Origin of the sequence: Cellulosilyticum sp. I15G10I2 (genome assembly GCF_900095725.1) — a bacterium.
In the GTDB taxonomy this organism is placed as follows: Bacteria; Bacillota; Clostridia; order Lachnospirales; family Cellulosilyticaceae; genus FMMP01.
The window spans coordinates 1,245,132-1,262,646 of record NZ_FMMP01000006.1 but is presented as its reverse complement, the minus strand read 5'-3'; the positions used below and the strand labels follow the sequence as shown (position 1 = coordinate 1,262,646).

Sequence of the window (17,515 nt, the reverse complement as noted above, 5' to 3'; positions counted from 1 at the left end):
AACGATGAAAAAGATATATCAAAGGGTTATACTACTGATGATAGGCTTATTAACAGGATGTACAAAAATAACACCTACACCTTTTCCGCAGTTTACTGAGAGTGTTAGAGAGCAATCTGACAGCGAGGTCCAAGGGCAGGAAGTTGTAGAAATGGGACTCAAATTGTTTTTTAAAACTTATTTTTCACTCTCAGAAGAGGAGGTTTTGCTGCTCAATCAAAATCCTTCAAAGGTTGACAGTGCGTACTGGGAGACCTATAAGGCATATAAAGAAAATCTTTTAAAACTTATAGGTGATTATTTAACGCCTGCTGCAAGTGCAAAAATAAAAGAACAATATCTCACTTATGATTTTCATCTGCCTAAGAAGCTTCAGCTTAATGAATATGTGACCTTGGGACCTGCTATTGTTGAAGCGGTACATATTGTGGATTCGAGGCCAACGGGTGAAAATACCACTTATCGGGTAGCTGTCACCACCCATACTCAAGTAGACACCTTAAATGAAGCAAACAAAAAGTATGAGTGGGATGCAGAGAAAAACTATTATGTAAAGGCAGAGGATCAAATACGCAATAAATATACTTTTTCTGTTAATCAGCTATCAGAAGCAACTGCTGAGCATGTTTATTTGTATGCAGAGATTTCAGGTGATGTTGCAGATGAAATAAAACTCATACAGTACTATTGGGTAGAAATAAGTCCAGGCACAAAACTTCAGATAGAGAGCGTGAAAGAGGCTACAGCTATTTTAGTAAGTGAACAGACAAGGCAGCTGGCGCATAACACAAAACATATAGAGCGGGTGCCCTACTCAAAAGAGGTCTCTGCAAGAGAGCAAAATACTATTAAAATAGTTATGAATAAGCTTATGACGCAGTCTGATGACTTCTATTCCTACTACGAGAAAGCTTTTCATACAGGTTATGATGTATTTAAATTAATATGGGAAAAAGATTTAGAACTTGTAAAAGAGGTTGTTATTTCTGAAGCGTCTTATAAAGAAGCTTTTCATAGTGTAATTAATCCTTATAAGCATACCGTTAAAAAACTAGAGCCAAATGATGCAAAGATAACGATAAGACCTAGTGTTTATGGCACAAAGAAACAACCTAGATTTATTGTTGATGTACCAGTAAAAGCAATACTTACTAACAATGAAACAGTATACTATAACTATAAGTATTATATAGGTATGGAGCAAAATAAGATTGAATTTATACAGTTTATGCATAGAGAGGCGCTTGCTGAGGAAGTTTATTTAAATGAAAGCAGTGACTCTGAACCGACACAAGAAGCGCAAGATAAAGCTGGAGAAAAATAAATAAACAGCAAATAAATAGCACCAAAACAAGATAGACTCATTAAACTAAGAGATAAGAGGTTACAGATGATTAAAAAGTTTTTTCCAACCCACTATTTAAAATCTATTTATGAAATCGACATAAAAGCATTGCAAGAAGAGGGCATTAAGGGTATTATCTTTGATATAGATAATACCCTGGTTCCCTATGATGAGGCAGAACCTAATGATAAGATTATCACATTTTTTGGGAAGCTTAGAGAAGCAGGTTTTAAAATAACTTTGGTATCCAATAATACAGAAGACAGAGTAATAAAATTTAATGAGAAGCTCAAAGTATTTGCTATTCATAAATCTAAGAAGCCACTTACAAAGAGTTTTAAAAAGGCGCTTCGCCTGATGGATTGTCAAAAAGAAGAAGCTATTATAGTAGGCGATCAGATTTTTACAGATATTTATGGGGGCAATAAGGCAGGGATCAAAACGATTCTTGTTGTGCCTGTCAGTGATAAGGATGAATGGATTACAAAAATAAAACGAGGACTTGAGAAAAAGGTGATTAGCTATTATGAAAAAAAACAACGGAATAATAACGGGTAAGCATCATGTGCTCGGGGTAATAGGTGATCCTATAGAACATACCCTCTCTCCTCTCATACACAATGCGCTTGCTGAGGCAATGAATAAAGAAGCAATTTATGTACCTTTTCATGTAACAGAGCAAAGTTTAGAGGATGCTATACGAGGGGCCTATGCACTTAATATAAAAGGGCTGAATGTAACGATGCCGCATAAGCAGGAGCTTTTTAAATATGTTGCAAAAGTAGATGCGTCTGCTCAAATGATAGGGGCTATTAATACCTTAGTTTACAGCCTAGAGGGCTATATAGGCTATAATACAGATTATATAGGGTTAAGAGAGCTGCTAAAAGAAAATCATATTGAATGGAAAGATCAAAATGTGGCAATTATAGGGAGTGGAGGGGCAGCTTATGCAGCTTATGTATCGGTAGCCGGTGAGGCTAAAGGGATACATATTTTTAACCGTACTTTGGCAAATGCGACAGCGCTTAAAGAGCATATGAAGCAGTACTTTGACACACCTACATTTATTTATGCACAGGATGAAGTATGTGAAGAAGAAATTGATATTGTGATTCAGACAACAGGAATAGGGATGGGTAAATATATAGGACAAATCCCTAGCTGTACAGAATCCGTATTAAATAAAGCTCATGCAGCAGTAGATATGATCTATCACCCTAAAGAAACACAATTTTTGAAGGCTGCAAAAGCTAAAGGGTGTAGAGCTGCTAATGGCTTTAGTATGCTGTTTTATCAAGCGGTAAGCGCATTTGAACTGATGCACGGGATAAGCTGTGATAAAGAGAGTATCTTAAATATAAAAAGAGAACTTTTAGAATATGCGGAGGTTTGATGAACCAAAAGGGTTTTACATTACTTGAGATAGTGGTTGTTACTTTGCTTGTTACAATAGGCGGTTCTTGTATCAAGCTTGGCATGGGTTATGCAGAAGAAATACGCTTTACGGCTCTTGTAAAAGAAGTGGAACGCGGCATAAGAAGTGCACAGCATATGGCAAATTTAACCGGAAGAGAGTATAATATTGTATGTACAGAAAAAGCAGTTTATATTAGATCCGGAATTCAGCCAGCTATCTATAAGTTCAGTATGGATAAGCATGTAACCATTCCAAGAGACATAACTGGTAAGCAAATAAGCTTTGCAGGAAAAATGGCACCTTCAAAAGGCGGAACGATTGAACTTGTTAATAAGGCCTTATCAAAAAGGGCAAGAATTACGATTCGCGTAGCTACAGGTAAAACAACAGTCTATTTTGAAAAGCTATAGTAGGAGTGTGAGATGGAACATATTAGTAATTACATGGAGATATTAGTAGAAAAGTACTTAGAAAGCGTAATGGAGGAGTGGGACGATCTGTGTACATGCGAAAAGTGCAAAAGAGACATTATGGCCTTGGCACTGAATAACCTTAAACCTATGTACATAGCAACAGACGCAGGCTCGGTCTATGTTAAGGCCAATACCACTTTTAATCCCCAATATGCAACGGATGTTGTACTAGCTATTAATGCCGCAATAAAAATAGTTCATAATGAGGTTAGACATGAGTGAAAATATTTATTTAATTGGTTTTATGGGGAGCGGTAAATCCACATTAGGCAAAGAGATAGCCACGACACTTGACTACAACTGGGTTGATCTGGATCATTATATAGAAGCACATCAAAAAACGACGATAAAAGAATTGTTTGACCGTTTTGGAGAAAGTACCTTTAGAAAGCTCGAGACCTCCAGTCTGAAAGATTTAATACCTAAGAGGCAGTTAGTTGTTTCAACAGGTGGAGGCATTATTGTTACGCCTGAAAATATTAGTCTATTAAAAAGTCAGACCACTTTTTATTTGAAGTGGCATTTTGATACGTTATACAATAGGGTATGTGATGATAAAAACAGGCCATTAGTTAAAAGTTATGAGCAATTATTGGCACTTTATAATAAAAGAGAACAGCTTTATAAAGAAGCCTGCACTAAGGTAATAGCCTGTGAAGGTAAAAGTATTGAGGTTATTACGCAAGAAATCATAAGATTAATGGAGGTAGAAGATGAAAATAGCAGTTATTAATGGGCCCAATCTGAATTTCCTAGGGATACGGGAACCTCATATATACGGCAGTCATTCCCTAGCTGATCTAGAAAAAGAAATCACAAGTTACGGACAGGAAAAAAACATAACCATCACCTGTTTTCAATCTAACTTTGAGGGCGCAATTATAGATTTTTTACAGCAATGTTATCATGATGATGTAGCAGGAATTATTATTAATCCAGGAGCTTATACGCATTATAGCTATGCGGTATCAGATGCTATAAAAAGCATAGGTAAGCCTGCTGTAGAGGTGCATATTTCCCATATACACAGCAGAGAAGATTTCAGAAAAAATTCTGTAACAGCTGCTTCCTGTGTAGGCGTTGTAGAAGGGTTTGGATTTGACAGTTATTTGATTGCTTTAGATGCACTAGTTAGATATATTAATAAGCATAAGAAAGAAGGCTAATAATGAGTGAGCGCGTCCAAAAATTATTACTTAAAATGAATGATCTTAAAATAGATGCAATGCTGATTGGAAGTAAGTCTAACAGACTTTATATGAGTGGTTTTACAGGTTCAAATGCAATGCTGTATATATCAAAGAGCAAACAGGTTATCATTACCGATTTTAGATATCTAGAACAAGTAAAGGAACAGTGTAAAGATTTTCAAGTTGCAAATCAAGGCACTGAAGGGCTGATTAAAACAGCCTTAAAAATGGCACAAGAAGATGGTGCCAGGTATATTGGTTTTGAAAGTGATCATACTAACTATACAACCTATTTAGAACTAAGTAATCATAAGAATTTTAATTTTGTTCCAACTTCGCATATTGTAGAAGCGTTTAGACAGATTAAAGATGAAGAAGAAATAAATAGGTTGCGACAAGCTGAGCGTATTGGAGATCTAGCTTTTTCTCATATTGTATCCTTTATTACAGCAAACTATCAAAAAGGACTTACAGAAAACGAGGTAGCACTTGAGCTTGAACGTGTAATGAGAACAAACGGTGCATCAGGCACTTCTTTTGCATCTATTGTTGCAGCAGGTGTTAAATCAGCTTTACCCCATGCTGAACCAGGTAGTGAAGTATTAAAACAGGGTGATTTTGTAGTTATTGATTTTGGATGTATCTACAAAGGGTATTGTTCTGATATGACACGAACACTAGTTATAGGAGAAGCTACCGAAAAACATAAAGCAATTTACGACGTTGTTTTACAGGCTCAGCTTGCGGCACTGAGAGCTATAAAGCCGGGGATGTTAGGCCGGGAGGTAGATCAAGTAGCGCGGGATATTATAACTAAGGCTGGATATGGAGAGTATTTTGGACATGGACTTGGGCACTCAACGGGTGTTGATATTCATGAAAGTCCCAGATTTTCGCCTTTAGATGCTACCGTATTAAAAAAAGGGATGATAATGACGGTTGAACCTGGTATTTACATCCCAGGCTTTGGGGGAGTACGTATAGAAGACTTAATTGTGATCACAGATGACGGCATAGAAAATCTCACACATTCCTCTAAAGAACTTATTGTCATTAAGTAAGTAAAAAAATCGTTGAAAAATTGAAAAATGTAGTTTACACTATATTAGATAAAGATAATTAGGAGGAACTGTAATGATTTCAGCAGGTGAATTTAGGAATGGCGTTACAATTGAATACGAGAACAATTTATACCAAATCATTGAATTTCAACATGTAAAGCCAGGTAAAGGGGCAGCGTTCGTACGTTGTAAAATTAAAAATATAAAAACAGGCAGTGTATTAGAAAAGACTTTCCGCCCCAATGAAAAAATGCCAAAAGCTCACATAGAACGTAAAGACATGCAATATCTCTATGCAGATGGTGAACTTTATCATTTCATGGATGTGAATACTTATGACCAAATAGCACTTAATGCTTCATCTATTGGAGATAATCTTAAGTTTGTTAAAGAAAACGAAATGGTTAAGGTACTCTCACATCAAGGGAATGTTTTTGATATAGAACCACCACTTAGTGTTGAACTTAAAATTACAGATACTGAACCAGGATTAAAGGGAGATACAGCTACAGGAGCAACTAAGGCTGCTATTGTAGAAACAGGAGCGAGAGTAATGGTACCACTCTTTATTGAGCAAGGAGAAGTTATTCGTATTGATACACGTACGGGAGAATATACAGGAAGAGCTTAATAAATGAATGGCTAAGCAGTAGATTAATTTTAATCTGCTGCTTTTTAAAATATTTTATAAGTTTAGGGGAGATGCAATGAGCGATTTAAGTAAGAATACGTATGAGAAAGAGTATGTACGTATTAAGATATGGCTTTTTTTAAACTTGTTGCTCTATATTGTTATAGAATGTATTAGTTCGTTTAATCCATTAGAAAGATTCCAATATCTTTTAACACATGTAGATATCTTTCTAATTAATTATATTATTTTGCTTATTATTACGTGTCCCTGCTTATTATTTACGAAAATGACCTTTGTGTTTAATCTGTTTGCAGTGGGGATATTAAGCATTGTTTACGCCAGCAGAATTTTAATGGTTATCAGGGGTATGCCTCTTAGATGGCCAGATTTCTTTATAGCCAAAGAAGGTCTATCAATTGCCAATAAATACTTATCTTTTGATATTATTATGCTCATTATCATTCTTGTAATGATAGGATTATTTTTTCTTGCTAAATCTTATTCATGTCATTTGAATATTTATCATCCCATGTTAATGGTTTGTTTTATTATACTTATTACAAGTTTAAATTTAACTGTTATTTCTAAAGCTCAGAAAAAGGATACGTCTGAAGTTAAAGAGAGTATAGATTATAGTGAAGAGGGACCCATCTATTCTTTTGTTGCTTCCTACGAAGCTAAAAACCACAGTATGCCAGAAAACTATAGTGAGCAATCACTAAGAGTACTTCAAGAAAAGCTCAGGCATCAGCCCAAAACTACTGCAACTGATAAAAAGCCTAATATCATTTTTTTGCAAGTAGAATCGTTCATAGATCCGCTTACGTTAAAAAACATTAGCTATAGTAAAGATCCTATACCCAATATGCGTAAATATATGACAGGAGACTGGTGTGGATCTATAGAAGTGCCTGGTATTAATACTGCACGTACAGAGTTTGAGATATTAACAGGGATGAGAATTGCGCAGCTATTTAAGTATGAAGTACCTTATACGAGTGATGCACTAGATGGCAGACCGATTGAATCTATTGTACATGTGTTAAAGAAATATAAAAAATACCACACAACAGCTATTCATAATCATGAAGGCAGTTTTTATAAACGGGATGAAGTTTATAAAGTTTTTGGATTTGATCATTTTATCCCTATTGAATATATGGAAGGGGCTGAGTATACTAAGAACTGGCCTAAAGATAACATATTGCTTAAATATATTCAAGAAACTTTACAAGCTACATCAAATAGGGATTTTATCTTTACTGTTACTGTGGGCACGCATTCGAGTTATGACTATGATTATGAGGGAAATACAAGTGATATTACTATTACTGGAGATCTAGAAGATCCTATACGTCATCAAATACAAGATTATATTGACCGGCTTGCAGAAACTGATCAGTTCGTTGGTGCACTTATTACATTTATTTATCAATTAAAAGAGCCTACTGTACTTGTAGTATATAGTGATCATATTCCAGCTTTAGATAGCATTACCTATGATGAAGATTATATTAAAGATCAAGTCCCTTACTTTATTGTAAGTAATTATAAACTTCGAGGAAAAGCTGCGCCGCTTATTCCAACATATAAGCTCTATACACAAGTACTAGATAGTATTGGCATAAGAGGAGGGATTATTTCCTCTGTGCATCATGTTTTTGAAAAGGAGCAAGATTATTTTCAGCAACTGGATTTAGCAGCATATGACTTGCTAATGGGTGAGCGCTATATAACACAGGGAAAAGACCTTTATCCGACATCAGCATTGCAATTAGGAATGCCTTAAAAGTATCTATTATATAATGCAAATAAAGACTTATGTGTTCAAAAACGAACGCATAAGTCTTTATTTTTGCCGATAAAATATAAGTAAATTATAAAGTGTTTAAAATGTCGTATATAAATGTTTAAATTAGTTGAAAAAGAGGTGAAATAATATTAATATATTATTATAAACATATTTTACCATAGGAGAGTACTATAGCGTTAGAAAACTAGAAAAAAGCTTTAAAATATAAGGGGGAGAAAGTGTGTATAAAAAAAGATCTAAAAACAACTATATTTTGCTTTTGGTAATCGTTTCGCTGGTCATGTCATCTCTTGTGACTTATGCGGCAGGGGAAAACATTCAACAAGAACAAGGGATGTTAAACTTTATAGAAAAAGTCTTAGCCCAGGCTAATGTGACAGTTGAGAGTCCATCAGGTATTGAAATCTTAATCAAAACTAATCATCCTCAAGGTAATGGAAATGATAAAAATACCACGATCTTTTTAACTAAAGAGGGGAAAGCTATACTTGGACAAGATGGTTTTGGGACTCTAGAATCTACGCTTATGGGGTGGCTAGGTGAGGCTTTTAAGAGCCATGGGGGGGCTAAACAAGATCTTGAATCGTATGGGTTTGAAAAAGCGACTGGTACAGAAGGGGGAGGCAATAATTTTGTTTATACAGTATCAAGATTTATTCACCTTACGGCTAAGCCAAAGTCAGAAGAAAATGCTATAGAACTTAAATGGAATGCACCAAGCACATCTAACTTTTATAATTATACAGTATATCGCAAGCAGGAAAATACAAATACGTTTCAATCTATAAGTTCGATTAATATCGATGCCTATAAAGAGGCAGGTAAAAAAGTTAAGGTTTTAAATCTTCATCCTAATAAATCAGGGGCTGCTAGTTTAAAGACTTGGATGGAGAATAATGGTTATGGAAAAGGTGTTTTAAGTATAAATCCAGTTAAAATAGATAACTTCAATAGCAACCCTAATCAGTATCATTTAGATGAATATGATGTTATTTATGTCGGGCATTGGGACTCTAATGCAGATGAAGGATTTACTGAAGAAGCTTTAAGAAGAATAAAGGTGTTTATTGAGTCAGGAAAAGGGTTTTTAGTAGGTCATGATACTACAGCGGCAGATATTCTGGATAAAAACAACAAATTTAGTTTAGGAAGTACAAAAGAGTTTAGGACTTTATTTAATATTAAGACAGGCTATTCAGCAAGTATAAATAATGCAGCTACTTTAGTGAGTAACGGTAAAATAGATTTTGCTAAGAAATTTAACTGGGGTGGATCTGAGATTGAAGTAGCGAAGACTGGTGCTTTAATGAACTATCCTTGGGTGATCAAAAACCCGTTAACTATTCCCTATACCCATACAGCGGCTCAGATTGCTTATGGTGATGTATGGTTTACCTTCAAAAATGGCGGAGCATTCAGTGGACGAAGCGATTATCCTACAGCACAGCAGGTAAATGGCGGAGCTATTAATTTTTATCTAACCACATGGAACAATACCGCTATTATTCAGACTGGTCATAGTAATGGAGCTGCAACTGCAGATGAGCAGAAAATACTGGCTAACGTACTGTTCTATCTAGCTCAAAAAACAATGGATACACATTTAACAGATAGAGCAGGTCAAGATACTACGCCGCCTACACAGCCAGTAGTTACAGGTGTACAAATGAATGCTGAGAAAAAAATACATATTGATTTTACTAAAGCCGTAGATCAAGGTACCACCTATATTTATAAAGTTAAAGCTGAAGAAGCTAACAAGCTGCACGATCCCATTGAAAGTCAAGAAGCTACTGCGACGATTGCAGTAGGGCTAAAAGGTTATATTGCTTTTGCAAGCAACAATGCTAATCTGACATTACAAGATCTAAAGACACTAAAAGCTGATGGATGGGGCGTTGTCAGTGTAGATGCAGGCGCTCAAGCAAGTTCCCTTCAGATTAATCAGGTAGATGCGAATTTAGATCAAATTGTGTATATTTATCTAGCGAGTGTTGATGCAGCTAATAATGTTTCAGAGCCTGTGAGATATGTTTATGATCCTCAAGCTTTAGAACTTACAAGTATCCAAAAACAAGATGGTAAAGGTGCTAAATGGGTAGAGCTCACATGGACAAAGCCTGAGTGGCTCAAAGACTATAAGCTTTCTCGAGACAATGATACACCGTTTACCCCAGCAAGTAATACATATGTAGATCGTGAGGATACTATAAAGCCTCATACACCGGAAGTTATTCAAGCAGCTTATCAGAACGGTAAGGTTATCTTAGATTTTTTACCAGCTCAGGATGTACAGACTACTCACACCTATAAAATTACCGCTCAAAACAATCAAAAAACCTATGAGAACACAGCACAGGGCATTGTAGCATCAGGCATTAAAGGCTATAAAATAACTATAGATAACAATGAACTCACTAATCCAAGCGGAGAAGTGATAGATAACATAACTGCTCTAGAGGACAGACTGCAATGGATATCTAATGATCTAGGAGCTCATTTTAGTATCCCAAATAGTTATGTGCATATTGTGGCAGTTGATAATAATAACAATGAATCCTTGCCGCTTCATGTTCCTATTGCTGTAAGTTATCCAAAGGTGCAAATGCAGACTATTAATAGGCATAGGCAAGTTATCAATGATTACCTAGCAGCCTTTGATAAAAATGCTACACAACAAAAACAAATCTTTAAAGCACCTATTACTTTAGATGCTGGCGCTAAGATAGCAGTTACGATTGAAGGAAAAGAGATCGATAAACAGCAGTATCAAATTATAGAAAGTCAAGCTGAACCAGCGTTTCCAAATAAATCTGATAGTGAGTGGAGGAGTCTGGGCGATATACCTAAAGTGCTTCCAAATACAAAAGAAGCCTATCCAGATTTGATAGATGAACCGGGATATATATCTACAAGACATTATGAGTATAAATTTGACACATCGAAATATCCTTCAGGAACTACCCCGCCAAGACATGAAACTTTTGGATCGCCATTAGGTGAAAATCTTGTTAAGCAAAAGGCTGTCAAAGATCCTGGCGACAGATATCATTCACAAGCTGAAGGCAATGCTTTTTTTGGCAATAGTAAGATTGCTGAAACAGGCGGGGCAAATAAGGCGGTTAAATTTTGGGGATATATTATTCCAAATGAAACAGGCAATTATAATTTTGGAGCCTATTCTGATGATGGGGCCTATGGCTATGTTATTATTGACAATGAAAAGAAAGTATTTGTAGAAGATTGGACGGTTGCTGCTGCGTACAATAGATCAGGTATTAAAAAAGATGATCCCAATACGCCAGTATTAAGGCTAGAAGAGGGAAAAGTATATCCTATTTATATGGAATGGTATGAAGGCTGTCCGACGCATAAGGCTTTTATACCAAGCTATAAAGCAGCATCAGGCGGTACGTGGACAAATATCCCAACAAGTTGGTTTTATGCAAGCGCAAATACAACACCTGGAGATGTGAATGAGGCCTATTTTGATGCTTATACTTTAGAAAACCAAATACCGCTGCCGTCAAAAGAAGGCACATATTACGCAGCCATTCAAGTTATAAGCCGGGATGGCACTGCAAGACAAGTACTTAATGGACCGTTTAAAATACAAAGCATCCTACCGCAGATTACCAGTATCTCTACTACAAAGAACTTTATTGCTCCAGAGGCACTTTCTAATGTTTCTTTTAATACTTATTTTCAGGAGTATTCTAAGGGGATTAAGTATGAAGTAGATTTTAAAGTTGTTAAAGAAACTGAGCTAGATGGTAAAACATTAATGCAGTTTGATCTTAATAAGGCCATAGTTGCTATTAGTATAGATGGCGGAAGTATAGAGAAATTAAGAAATGGCACTGATTATACGACGCGTGTTGAAGGCAATAGATTAATTATTACTTTAAATGAGAGCTTTAATGCAGCAGCTGGATCGACACAAGTATTTGATATTTATATACCAACCAATATGGGGGCAGAGATTGCTTATGGCAATACTGAAAAAAGTTATTTAAATCAATACATCATGCCTAAAAAAACAAATAACATACAAGTAACGGTTAAGGCTACGCCAAGGATACAAGAAGCCTATACTAAAGAAGATGGCACCAGGGAAGACGAAAAATATGGTATAGAAGAGAGTAAGACAGAAATGATTGAGCTTAATTATAGAGAAATATCTAAGATAAATTAATACGTTAATCCTACTTGTTTTAAAAGACTTATAAGCAAAAAATTGCTTATAGGTCTTTTTTTGTGCACAAAGTTCTAGTCCCTAAATATAGTGCATATATTTAACTATGATTAACGATACAAAGGAGGACAACTATGAAAAGAGAAGCGATTATGAAAATCATGCCCCATACGCTTAAAGAAATGATACTTCAGATGAGTGATAAACACTATGAAGTTTTACAAGAAGTACGCATGAGAGTACATCAACCTCTTATTTTGCTTATAAAGGGAGAAGAATATGGCTTAAATAAAGAAGGGATTTGTCAAATCAAAGAAAGCTATAAGGTGAGTGAGCAAGATGTGACAGGCATACTTAAATACATAAGTGGTTTTTCGCTCTATGCGTTAGAAGATGAAATGAGACAAGGCTATATTACGATTGAAGGCGGACATAGAGTAGGGCTTGCAGGTAAAGTGGTTATGGAGAATAATGGGATAAAAACCATGAAATATATCAGTGCCATTAATATAAGAATTGCGCATCAGGTGCTTAATTGCAGTAAGGAAGTTATGCCTTATATCCTAAGTCGGGACAAGGTGTATCATACGCTCATTGTTTCGCCGCCAAAGTGCGGCAAGACAACGCTTCTTAGAGATATTATAAGGAATTTAAGCAATGGCTATAGTGGCTATGGGCCTTATACGGTAGGCGTGGTAGATGAAAGATCAGAAATAGCCGGTTGTTATCAGGGAGTTCCACAGAATGATGTGGGCATCAGAACGGATGTTTTAGATGGATGTCCAAAGGTTGAGGGAATGCGAATGCTTTTAAGAGCTATGTCGCCACATGTTATTGCTGTAGATGAGATTGGTAAAAATGAGGATATCCATGCACTGGGGGAAGTACTAAGTGCAGGCATTACCATATTAAGCACTGTGCACGGTAAAGACATAGAAGACTGTAAAAAGAAACCTATCCTTTACGATTTAATAAAAAATTCTTTTTTTGAAAGGATTATTATTTTATCTAACAAATATGGACCTTGTACAATTGAGGGTATTTTAGATGCCTGTAATCACTTTAACAGGCTAAGATAAGGGGGCACAGATGAAATTATTAGGGATTATACTGATGTTTGTGAGCTGCAGTACGTGTGGGTTTATTATAGATTGGCATGAAAACAAAAGACTTAAGGAACTTGAAAAGTTTATTTATGCTTTTGAAATCTTAAAAGCAGAAATCGACTATAGGCTGACACCTTTACAAGAAGCCGCCATTTATGTAAGTAAGCTCAGTAGTGAGGGGATTAAAAAAGTTTTTGAAACATTTGCAGGAGCACTAGGAGATAGAAATACGACGGATTTAAATGTGATGTGGGAACAAGCGTTAAATCATCATAAAACATCCTTTCATTTAAGCCAGCAAGACTACAGCTTACTCTTTGAATTTAGTAATGCATGTGGTTACTTAGATAAAAATATGCAAAAAAAAAATATAGATATGCTGATCTATAAACTCGAGCAGGAGTTGATAATGTCTAAAAGCAAATATCAGAAAAATACTAAGCTCAATAAATACCTAGGTGTTCTTATTGGTGCATGTATCAGTATATTTTTAATATAGGAGGATAAAGGGATGTTTGATATAGAGATTATCTTTAAACTCGCGGGACTTGGACTTGGTATTACGATCATTAATACAGTACTTAAAAAAACAGGGGCAGAAGAATGGATATTTCCTATAACAATTGTAGGTGTTGTTATGGCGCTTTTAGTAGTGATTGAATATATCTTAAAGCTGTTTGAGGTCGTTCAAACCATGTTTGCATTTTAGGAGGGGATAACATGGAAATGCTCAAATTAGTTAGCTTTGGAATTGTTGCAACCATTTTAATTATTACAATGGGAAAGTACAGCGAACACTCAGCCTTATTTAGTATGATTTTAAGGATTGTTACAGTCATTATCTTCATGATCTTTATTTTAGAACAATTAAGCAGTGTTTTTAGCGTCATACGGGATTTGTCTTTAAAGGCACAGATGGACAGCAGTTATTTAAACATTATCTTAAAGATAATAGGGATTGCCTATTTAGCAGAGTTTGGCTATCAGCTTTGCAAGGACGCGGGAGAAGAAGCTATTGGATCAAAAATTCAATTTGCAGGAAAAGTGATGATTTTTGTTATCTCATCTCCTGTTATTCTGGCTCTGGTAGCACTTATTACAGAGCTTTTATAAAGTGACGAGGTGTAAAAATGCGACAAAAGAAAATAGGGTATATGTTACTTATGATGTGGATTTGTTTTTTAGGCTGCAGGACACCTGCTTTGGGACAAAGTATAGAAACACCAGAGGTAGAAAAAACAGAAGTACAAAAGCAGCAGATTATAGATTATCAGGTAAATTTTTTTAACTGGGATGAGATCAATCAGCTGCAAGAAGATTTAAAAGGATCTATGCCAAGTTTTACGACATTCAATTTAAAAGAAGAAGTAGTGGGGCTGATTAAAGGAGAGAAAAGATTTTCGTTGCAGACAGTCTTAAATGCCATAGGCATTCTTTTATTCGAAGAAATTGGCGTGTTTATTAAACTCGGTGTGCGTTTTATTCTTATTGTTCTCTTATGCAACTTGCTTGAAACTCTAAGTACTTCTTTTAAAACGAAGAATACCGCCAAAGTTTCTTTTTTTGTTTGCTATATTGTGGTGCTATATAGCGTGATACAATCCTTCTTTATTATGGTAGAACTTGCCAGAGATGCGGTAGATAAAATGTCTGGAATTATGTTTGCATGTATTCCTAGTTTACTGGCTTTTATGACGACATCGGGCTATGTTTCATCAGCAGCATCTATTGCCCCTGTTATAATCGGAGGACTTAATTTAAGCACATACGTCATTAAAACCATAGTATTTCCTTGTATTGTCTCTATTGTTGTACTAGATGTTATCAGTACAATGAGTGATGAATTTAAGATTGATAAACTTATACAATTATTTTATAAGAGCATGAAATGGGCACTAAGAGCTATTGTTGCCATCAGTATAGGGATATTAAGTATTTATAAGATGACGCTGCCTTATGTAGACACTACGGTAAAAAAAGCTGCGCTTAATATTTCTACGACATTTATTCCAGTTATAGGAGATGCGGTAGGAGGCGCTGTAGATTTTGTGGTGAACTGTTCTTTTCTGGTTAAAAATGCTTTTTCAGTAGGTGTAATTATCTGGATTATAGTTATAGTAAGTTTGCCCCTTATAAAAATTTTAGCTTATGTAGTTGTGTACCATGTAGCAGCTGCTGCTATAGAACCTATTGGCGATAAAAAGATGGCACATATTGCAACTAAGCTTGCAAAAGGCTGTGAATTTATTATGAGCAGCGTAGGTATTATTACGATACTATGTATTGTTGTACTCCTTATCTGTATAAGTGTAGGAGGAAACATGATCTAGGAGGGATAAAATTGAGAGAATATATGCAAATGTTTATATGGATTATGTTATTTGTAATTGTTATTGAGATGATCTTTCCGGATTCAGATTATAAGAAATACCTTAAGCTGGTGTTAGGATGCATCATTATCTATACGATCATTCAACCTATTGTTCAGTTTATTCCGGTACAAGGAAAAGGCTATGATACTTATGTAAGTGAGTATCAAAAAAGACTTAGTGAAGGCATAAACTATAACGATTCAGTACAGGGATATGATGAACAGGTTAAAAGCCAGCAAAGTCTATTAAAAGAGACTCTGAAGTCGAGTATTAAAGGTATTATAGAAAAAGAAATAGATGTGAGCGTGCAGCGTGTTCATATTGAGTGGCATGATGAGGGGGGAGAAGAGCAAATAGAAGAGATACATATTGTAGTAGGAGAATCTGAGAATAATAATACTAAAAATGTGATACTTCCTAAAATTAGGATAGGAGATAAAAGCCAAAGTCTAAGTGGTGATACAGAAAAATTAAAAATTAAAATAAAAACTTGTCTGCAAAACTTCTATAATGTGCCAAGTCGTAATATATATATTACAGTACAGAAGAATTAAAAGGGGGTAGGGGAATGCTTGATAAATTTCTAAAGGATGCAAAAGAAACTAAAAAGCAAAAATATTTATACTTAGCAATAGGCATAGCAATATTGGGCATAGCAATAACATACATACCTACAAACAAACCATCCAATCAGAATAAACCTCAAAATGCTCCAATATTAAATGCTTCTAGTGATGCTATAAGCTATGAAGAAGCGCTAGAAAAAAGATTAACGAATATTTTAGAAAAAATGGAGGGGGTTGGTCAGGTTAATGTAATGCTTACAACCTTTTCTAACGAAGAAAAGGTATTGGCAGAAGAAAAAACACAAAATTATGAGCATCAGGAGGAAAAAGATGAGGCAGGAGGCACTAGGATAACTGAAAAAAATGATACACGCAACAAGATTATTCTTCAAAGTGGAAATACTCCTTTTATCATTAAAGAAAATAGACCTCAAATAGAAGGAGTTCTTGTATTAGCTGAGGGAGCTGATAATGGCGTGGTGAGGGCTCAGATTATAGAGTCAGTATCTAATGTATTACAGGTTCCAGTACATAAAGTATCAGTATTTAAAAAGCAAAAATAAGGGGGATATATCATGTTTACATTTAAAAGAAATCAAATTATTATTACAGTACTTGTTTTTATGATTGCGATTGCGGCATATTTAAACACGAAAGACGGAGAAGTTGGTGTACAACCTAATCTCGTACAAGAAACAGACATGAGCCAAGAAGTGATAGCAGAAGAAAAAGACTTTTTTGAAGGCTATGATGAAATCCAAACTTTGCCTCCAGATGCAGAGGAAGAAATATCAGAGACTATGCGTACAGAAAATAATCAGCAAGCATCTGCTGAGGTGACACAGAACACTATTCCACAAATGCAAAAGTTTGAAGCTGTTATTACTAAGAAAGATAGTATTATTACAAGTTCAGACAGTCCACTAAATAATGCGGTTGCAGCAGTTGATAAAAATATGGATGTAAGCTATTTTGTTGAAGAAAAAATGCTAAGAGAACAAAGCCGTGCTCTCCAAGTTGAAGAACTTACGCAATATGTAGCGAATCAAAATCTTGATAAAGAAGCAAAATCAAAAGCAGCAGAAAACTTGCTTGCTATCCAAGAGCGTATTGAAAAAGAAAGTAGCGCCGAAGCACTACTTCGTGCTAAAGGGTTTAGAGAAGTTTATGTAAGAATAGATGATAATAGTGTAGATGTCGTTATTAACAAGGAAGACTTAACAGAATCTGATATTGCCCAGATTGAAGAAATAGTTAATAGAAAAACAGGATATAGTGTAGGCAAAATTAAAATTACACCGCTAAAAGGTATTGTTAAAGAAGGCACAAATTAATATTAA

General features: G+C 35.3%; 19 protein-coding genes. All 19 read left to right on the top strand.

The window, feature by feature from the left end; genetic code table 11:
• Positions 1–4: 4 nt before the first annotated feature.
• The 19 genes from BN3326_RS06145 (at position 5) to BN3326_RS06055 (ending at position 17,509) form a co-directional block, all read left to right on the top strand.
• Entirely contained in the window at positions 5–1,324 is a 1,320-nt protein-coding gene (locus BN3326_RS06145) for a hypothetical protein (protein ID WP_069998215.1), read from the top strand.
• Positions 1,325–1,390: 66 nt separating this feature from the next.
• On the top strand, positions 1,391–1,903 hold the full coding sequence (locus tag BN3326_RS06140) for a YqeG family HAD IIIA-type phosphatase (RefSeq protein WP_069998214.1): 513 nt from the start codon (positions 1,391–1,393) through the stop codon (positions 1,901–1,903).
• Positions 1,872–2,741: a shikimate dehydrogenase gene (aroE, locus tag BN3326_RS06135; RefSeq protein WP_069998213.1), complete on the top strand. Its 870-nt coding sequence runs from the start codon at positions 1,872–1,874 to the stop codon at positions 2,739–2,741. The genes BN3326_RS06140 and aroE overlap by 32 nt, the downstream gene beginning before the upstream one ends.
• Positions 2,741–3,175, top strand: coding sequence for a pilus assembly FimT family protein (locus BN3326_RS06130; RefSeq protein ID WP_069998212.1), 435 nt, complete (start codon positions 2,741–2,743; stop codon positions 3,173–3,175). The genes aroE and BN3326_RS06130 overlap by 1 nt, the downstream gene beginning before the upstream one ends.
• Positions 3,176–3,208: 33 nt before the next feature.
• Complete coding sequence (locus BN3326_RS06125; RefSeq protein WP_207646311.1) at positions 3,209–3,460, top strand: late competence development ComFB family protein; 252 nt, start codon at positions 3,209–3,211, stop codon at positions 3,458–3,460.
• The gene (locus BN3326_RS06120; protein WP_069998210.1) at positions 3,453–3,971 is read left to right on the top strand and encodes a shikimate kinase; all 519 of its coding nucleotides are present in this window, start codon (positions 3,453–3,455) and stop codon (positions 3,969–3,971) included. Before BN3326_RS06125 ends, BN3326_RS06120 begins: the two co-directional genes overlap by 8 nt.
• Entirely contained in the window at positions 3,952–4,404 is a 453-nt protein-coding gene (gene aroQ, locus BN3326_RS06115; RefSeq protein ID WP_069998209.1) for a type II 3-dehydroquinate dehydratase, read from the top strand. The genes BN3326_RS06120 and aroQ overlap by 20 nt, the downstream gene beginning before the upstream one ends.
• A gap of 2 nt (positions 4,405–4,406) precedes the next feature.
• On the top strand, positions 4,407–5,489 hold the full coding sequence (locus BN3326_RS06110; protein ID WP_069998208.1) for a M24 family metallopeptidase: 1,083 nt from the start codon (positions 4,407–4,409) through the stop codon (positions 5,487–5,489).
• A gap of 73 nt (positions 5,490–5,562) precedes the next feature.
• Entirely contained in the window at positions 5,563–6,120 is a 558-nt protein-coding gene (efp, locus tag BN3326_RS06105) for an elongation factor P (protein ID WP_069998207.1), read from the top strand.
• A 76-nt stretch (positions 6,121–6,196) separates the two neighbouring features.
• Positions 6,197–7,912 carry an LTA synthase family protein gene (locus BN3326_RS06100; protein ID WP_069998206.1) on the top strand — a complete coding sequence of 572 codons (1,716 nt, stop codon included), beginning with the start codon at positions 6,197–6,199 and terminating at the stop codon, positions 7,910–7,912.
• A 244-nt stretch (positions 7,913–8,156) separates the two neighbouring features.
• Positions 8,157–12,131 (top strand): PA14 domain-containing protein, encoded by a 3,975-nt coding sequence (locus BN3326_RS06095; protein WP_069998205.1) that lies wholly within the window; start codon positions 8,157–8,159, stop codon positions 12,129–12,131.
• 134 nt (positions 12,132–12,265) lie between these two features.
• Positions 12,266–13,210 (top strand): stage III sporulation protein AA, encoded by a 945-nt coding sequence (spoIIIAA, locus tag BN3326_RS06090; RefSeq protein WP_069998204.1) that lies wholly within the window; start codon positions 12,266–12,268, stop codon positions 13,208–13,210.
• A gap of 10 nt (positions 13,211–13,220) precedes the next feature.
• Positions 13,221–13,736, top strand: coding sequence for a stage III sporulation protein AB (locus tag BN3326_RS06085; protein ID WP_069998203.1), 516 nt, complete (start codon positions 13,221–13,223; stop codon positions 13,734–13,736).
• 12 nt (positions 13,737–13,748) lie between these two features.
• The gene (gene spoIIIAC, locus BN3326_RS06080; protein ID WP_069998202.1) at positions 13,749–13,946 is read left to right on the top strand and encodes a stage III sporulation protein AC; all 198 of its coding nucleotides are present in this window, start codon (positions 13,749–13,751) and stop codon (positions 13,944–13,946) included.
• Between the two features lie 11 nt (positions 13,947–13,957).
• Positions 13,958–14,350: a stage III sporulation protein AD gene (spoIIIAD, locus tag BN3326_RS06075; protein ID WP_069998201.1), complete on the top strand. Its 393-nt coding sequence runs from the start codon at positions 13,958–13,960 to the stop codon at positions 14,348–14,350.
• A 17-nt stretch (positions 14,351–14,367) separates the two neighbouring features.
• Positions 14,368–15,567, top strand: a complete 1,200-nt coding sequence (locus tag BN3326_RS06070) for a stage III sporulation protein AE (protein WP_069998200.1) — start codon at positions 14,368–14,370, stop codon at positions 15,565–15,567.
• 11 nt (positions 15,568–15,578) lie between these two features.
• Positions 15,579–16,163 (top strand): stage III sporulation protein AF, encoded by a 585-nt coding sequence (locus BN3326_RS06065; RefSeq protein WP_069998199.1) that lies wholly within the window; start codon positions 15,579–15,581, stop codon positions 16,161–16,163.
• Between the two features lie 14 nt (positions 16,164–16,177).
• Complete coding sequence (locus BN3326_RS06060) at positions 16,178–16,738, top strand: hypothetical protein (RefSeq protein WP_069998198.1); 561 nt, start codon at positions 16,178–16,180, stop codon at positions 16,736–16,738.
• Positions 16,739–16,750: 12 nt separating this feature from the next.
• The gene (locus BN3326_RS06055; protein WP_069998197.1) at positions 16,751–17,509 is read left to right on the top strand and encodes a SpoIIIAH-like family protein; all 759 of its coding nucleotides are present in this window, start codon (positions 16,751–16,753) and stop codon (positions 17,507–17,509) included.
• Positions 17,510–17,515: the final 6 nt, after the last annotated feature.

Excerpts from the sequence above, each read along its gene's own strand:
- BN3326_RS06145 (WP_069998215.1), top strand. The coding sequence starts at position 5 with ATGAAAAAGATATATCAAAGGGTTATACTACTGATGATAGGCTTATTA.
- BN3326_RS06140 (WP_069998214.1), top strand. The coding sequence starts at position 1,391 with ATGATTAAAAAGTTTTTTCCAACCCACTATTTAAAATCTATTTATGAA.
- aroE (WP_069998213.1), top strand. The coding sequence starts at position 1,872 with ATGAAAAAAAACAACGGAATAATAACGGGTAAGCATCATGTGCTCGGG.
- BN3326_RS06130 (WP_069998212.1), top strand. The coding sequence starts at position 2,741 with ATGAACCAAAAGGGTTTTACATTACTTGAGATAGTGGTTGTTACTTTG.
- BN3326_RS06125 (WP_207646311.1), top strand. The coding sequence starts at position 3,209 with ATGGAGATATTAGTAGAAAAGTACTTAGAAAGCGTAATGGAGGAGTGG.
- BN3326_RS06120 (WP_069998210.1), top strand. The coding sequence starts at position 3,453 with ATGAGTGAAAATATTTATTTAATTGGTTTTATGGGGAGCGGTAAATCC.
- aroQ (WP_069998209.1), top strand. The coding sequence starts at position 3,952 with ATGAAAATAGCAGTTATTAATGGGCCCAATCTGAATTTCCTAGGGATA.
- BN3326_RS06110 (WP_069998208.1), top strand. The coding sequence starts at position 4,407 with ATGAGTGAGCGCGTCCAAAAATTATTACTTAAAATGAATGATCTTAAA.
- efp (WP_069998207.1), top strand. The coding sequence starts at position 5,563 with ATGATTTCAGCAGGTGAATTTAGGAATGGCGTTACAATTGAATACGAG.
- BN3326_RS06100 (WP_069998206.1), top strand. The coding sequence starts at position 6,197 with ATGAGCGATTTAAGTAAGAATACGTATGAGAAAGAGTATGTACGTATT.
- spoIIIAA (WP_069998204.1), top strand. The coding sequence starts at position 12,266 with ATGAAAAGAGAAGCGATTATGAAAATCATGCCCCATACGCTTAAAGAA.
- BN3326_RS06085 (WP_069998203.1), top strand. The coding sequence starts at position 13,221 with ATGAAATTATTAGGGATTATACTGATGTTTGTGAGCTGCAGTACGTGT.
- spoIIIAC (WP_069998202.1), top strand. The coding sequence starts at position 13,749 with ATGTTTGATATAGAGATTATCTTTAAACTCGCGGGACTTGGACTTGGT.
- spoIIIAD (WP_069998201.1), top strand. The coding sequence starts at position 13,958 with ATGGAAATGCTCAAATTAGTTAGCTTTGGAATTGTTGCAACCATTTTA.
- BN3326_RS06070 (WP_069998200.1), top strand. The coding sequence starts at position 14,368 with ATGCGACAAAAGAAAATAGGGTATATGTTACTTATGATGTGGATTTGT.
- BN3326_RS06060 (WP_069998198.1), top strand. The coding sequence starts at position 16,178 with ATGCTTGATAAATTTCTAAAGGATGCAAAAGAAACTAAAAAGCAAAAA.
- BN3326_RS06055 (WP_069998197.1), top strand. The coding sequence starts at position 16,751 with ATGTTTACATTTAAAAGAAATCAAATTATTATTACAGTACTTGTTTTT.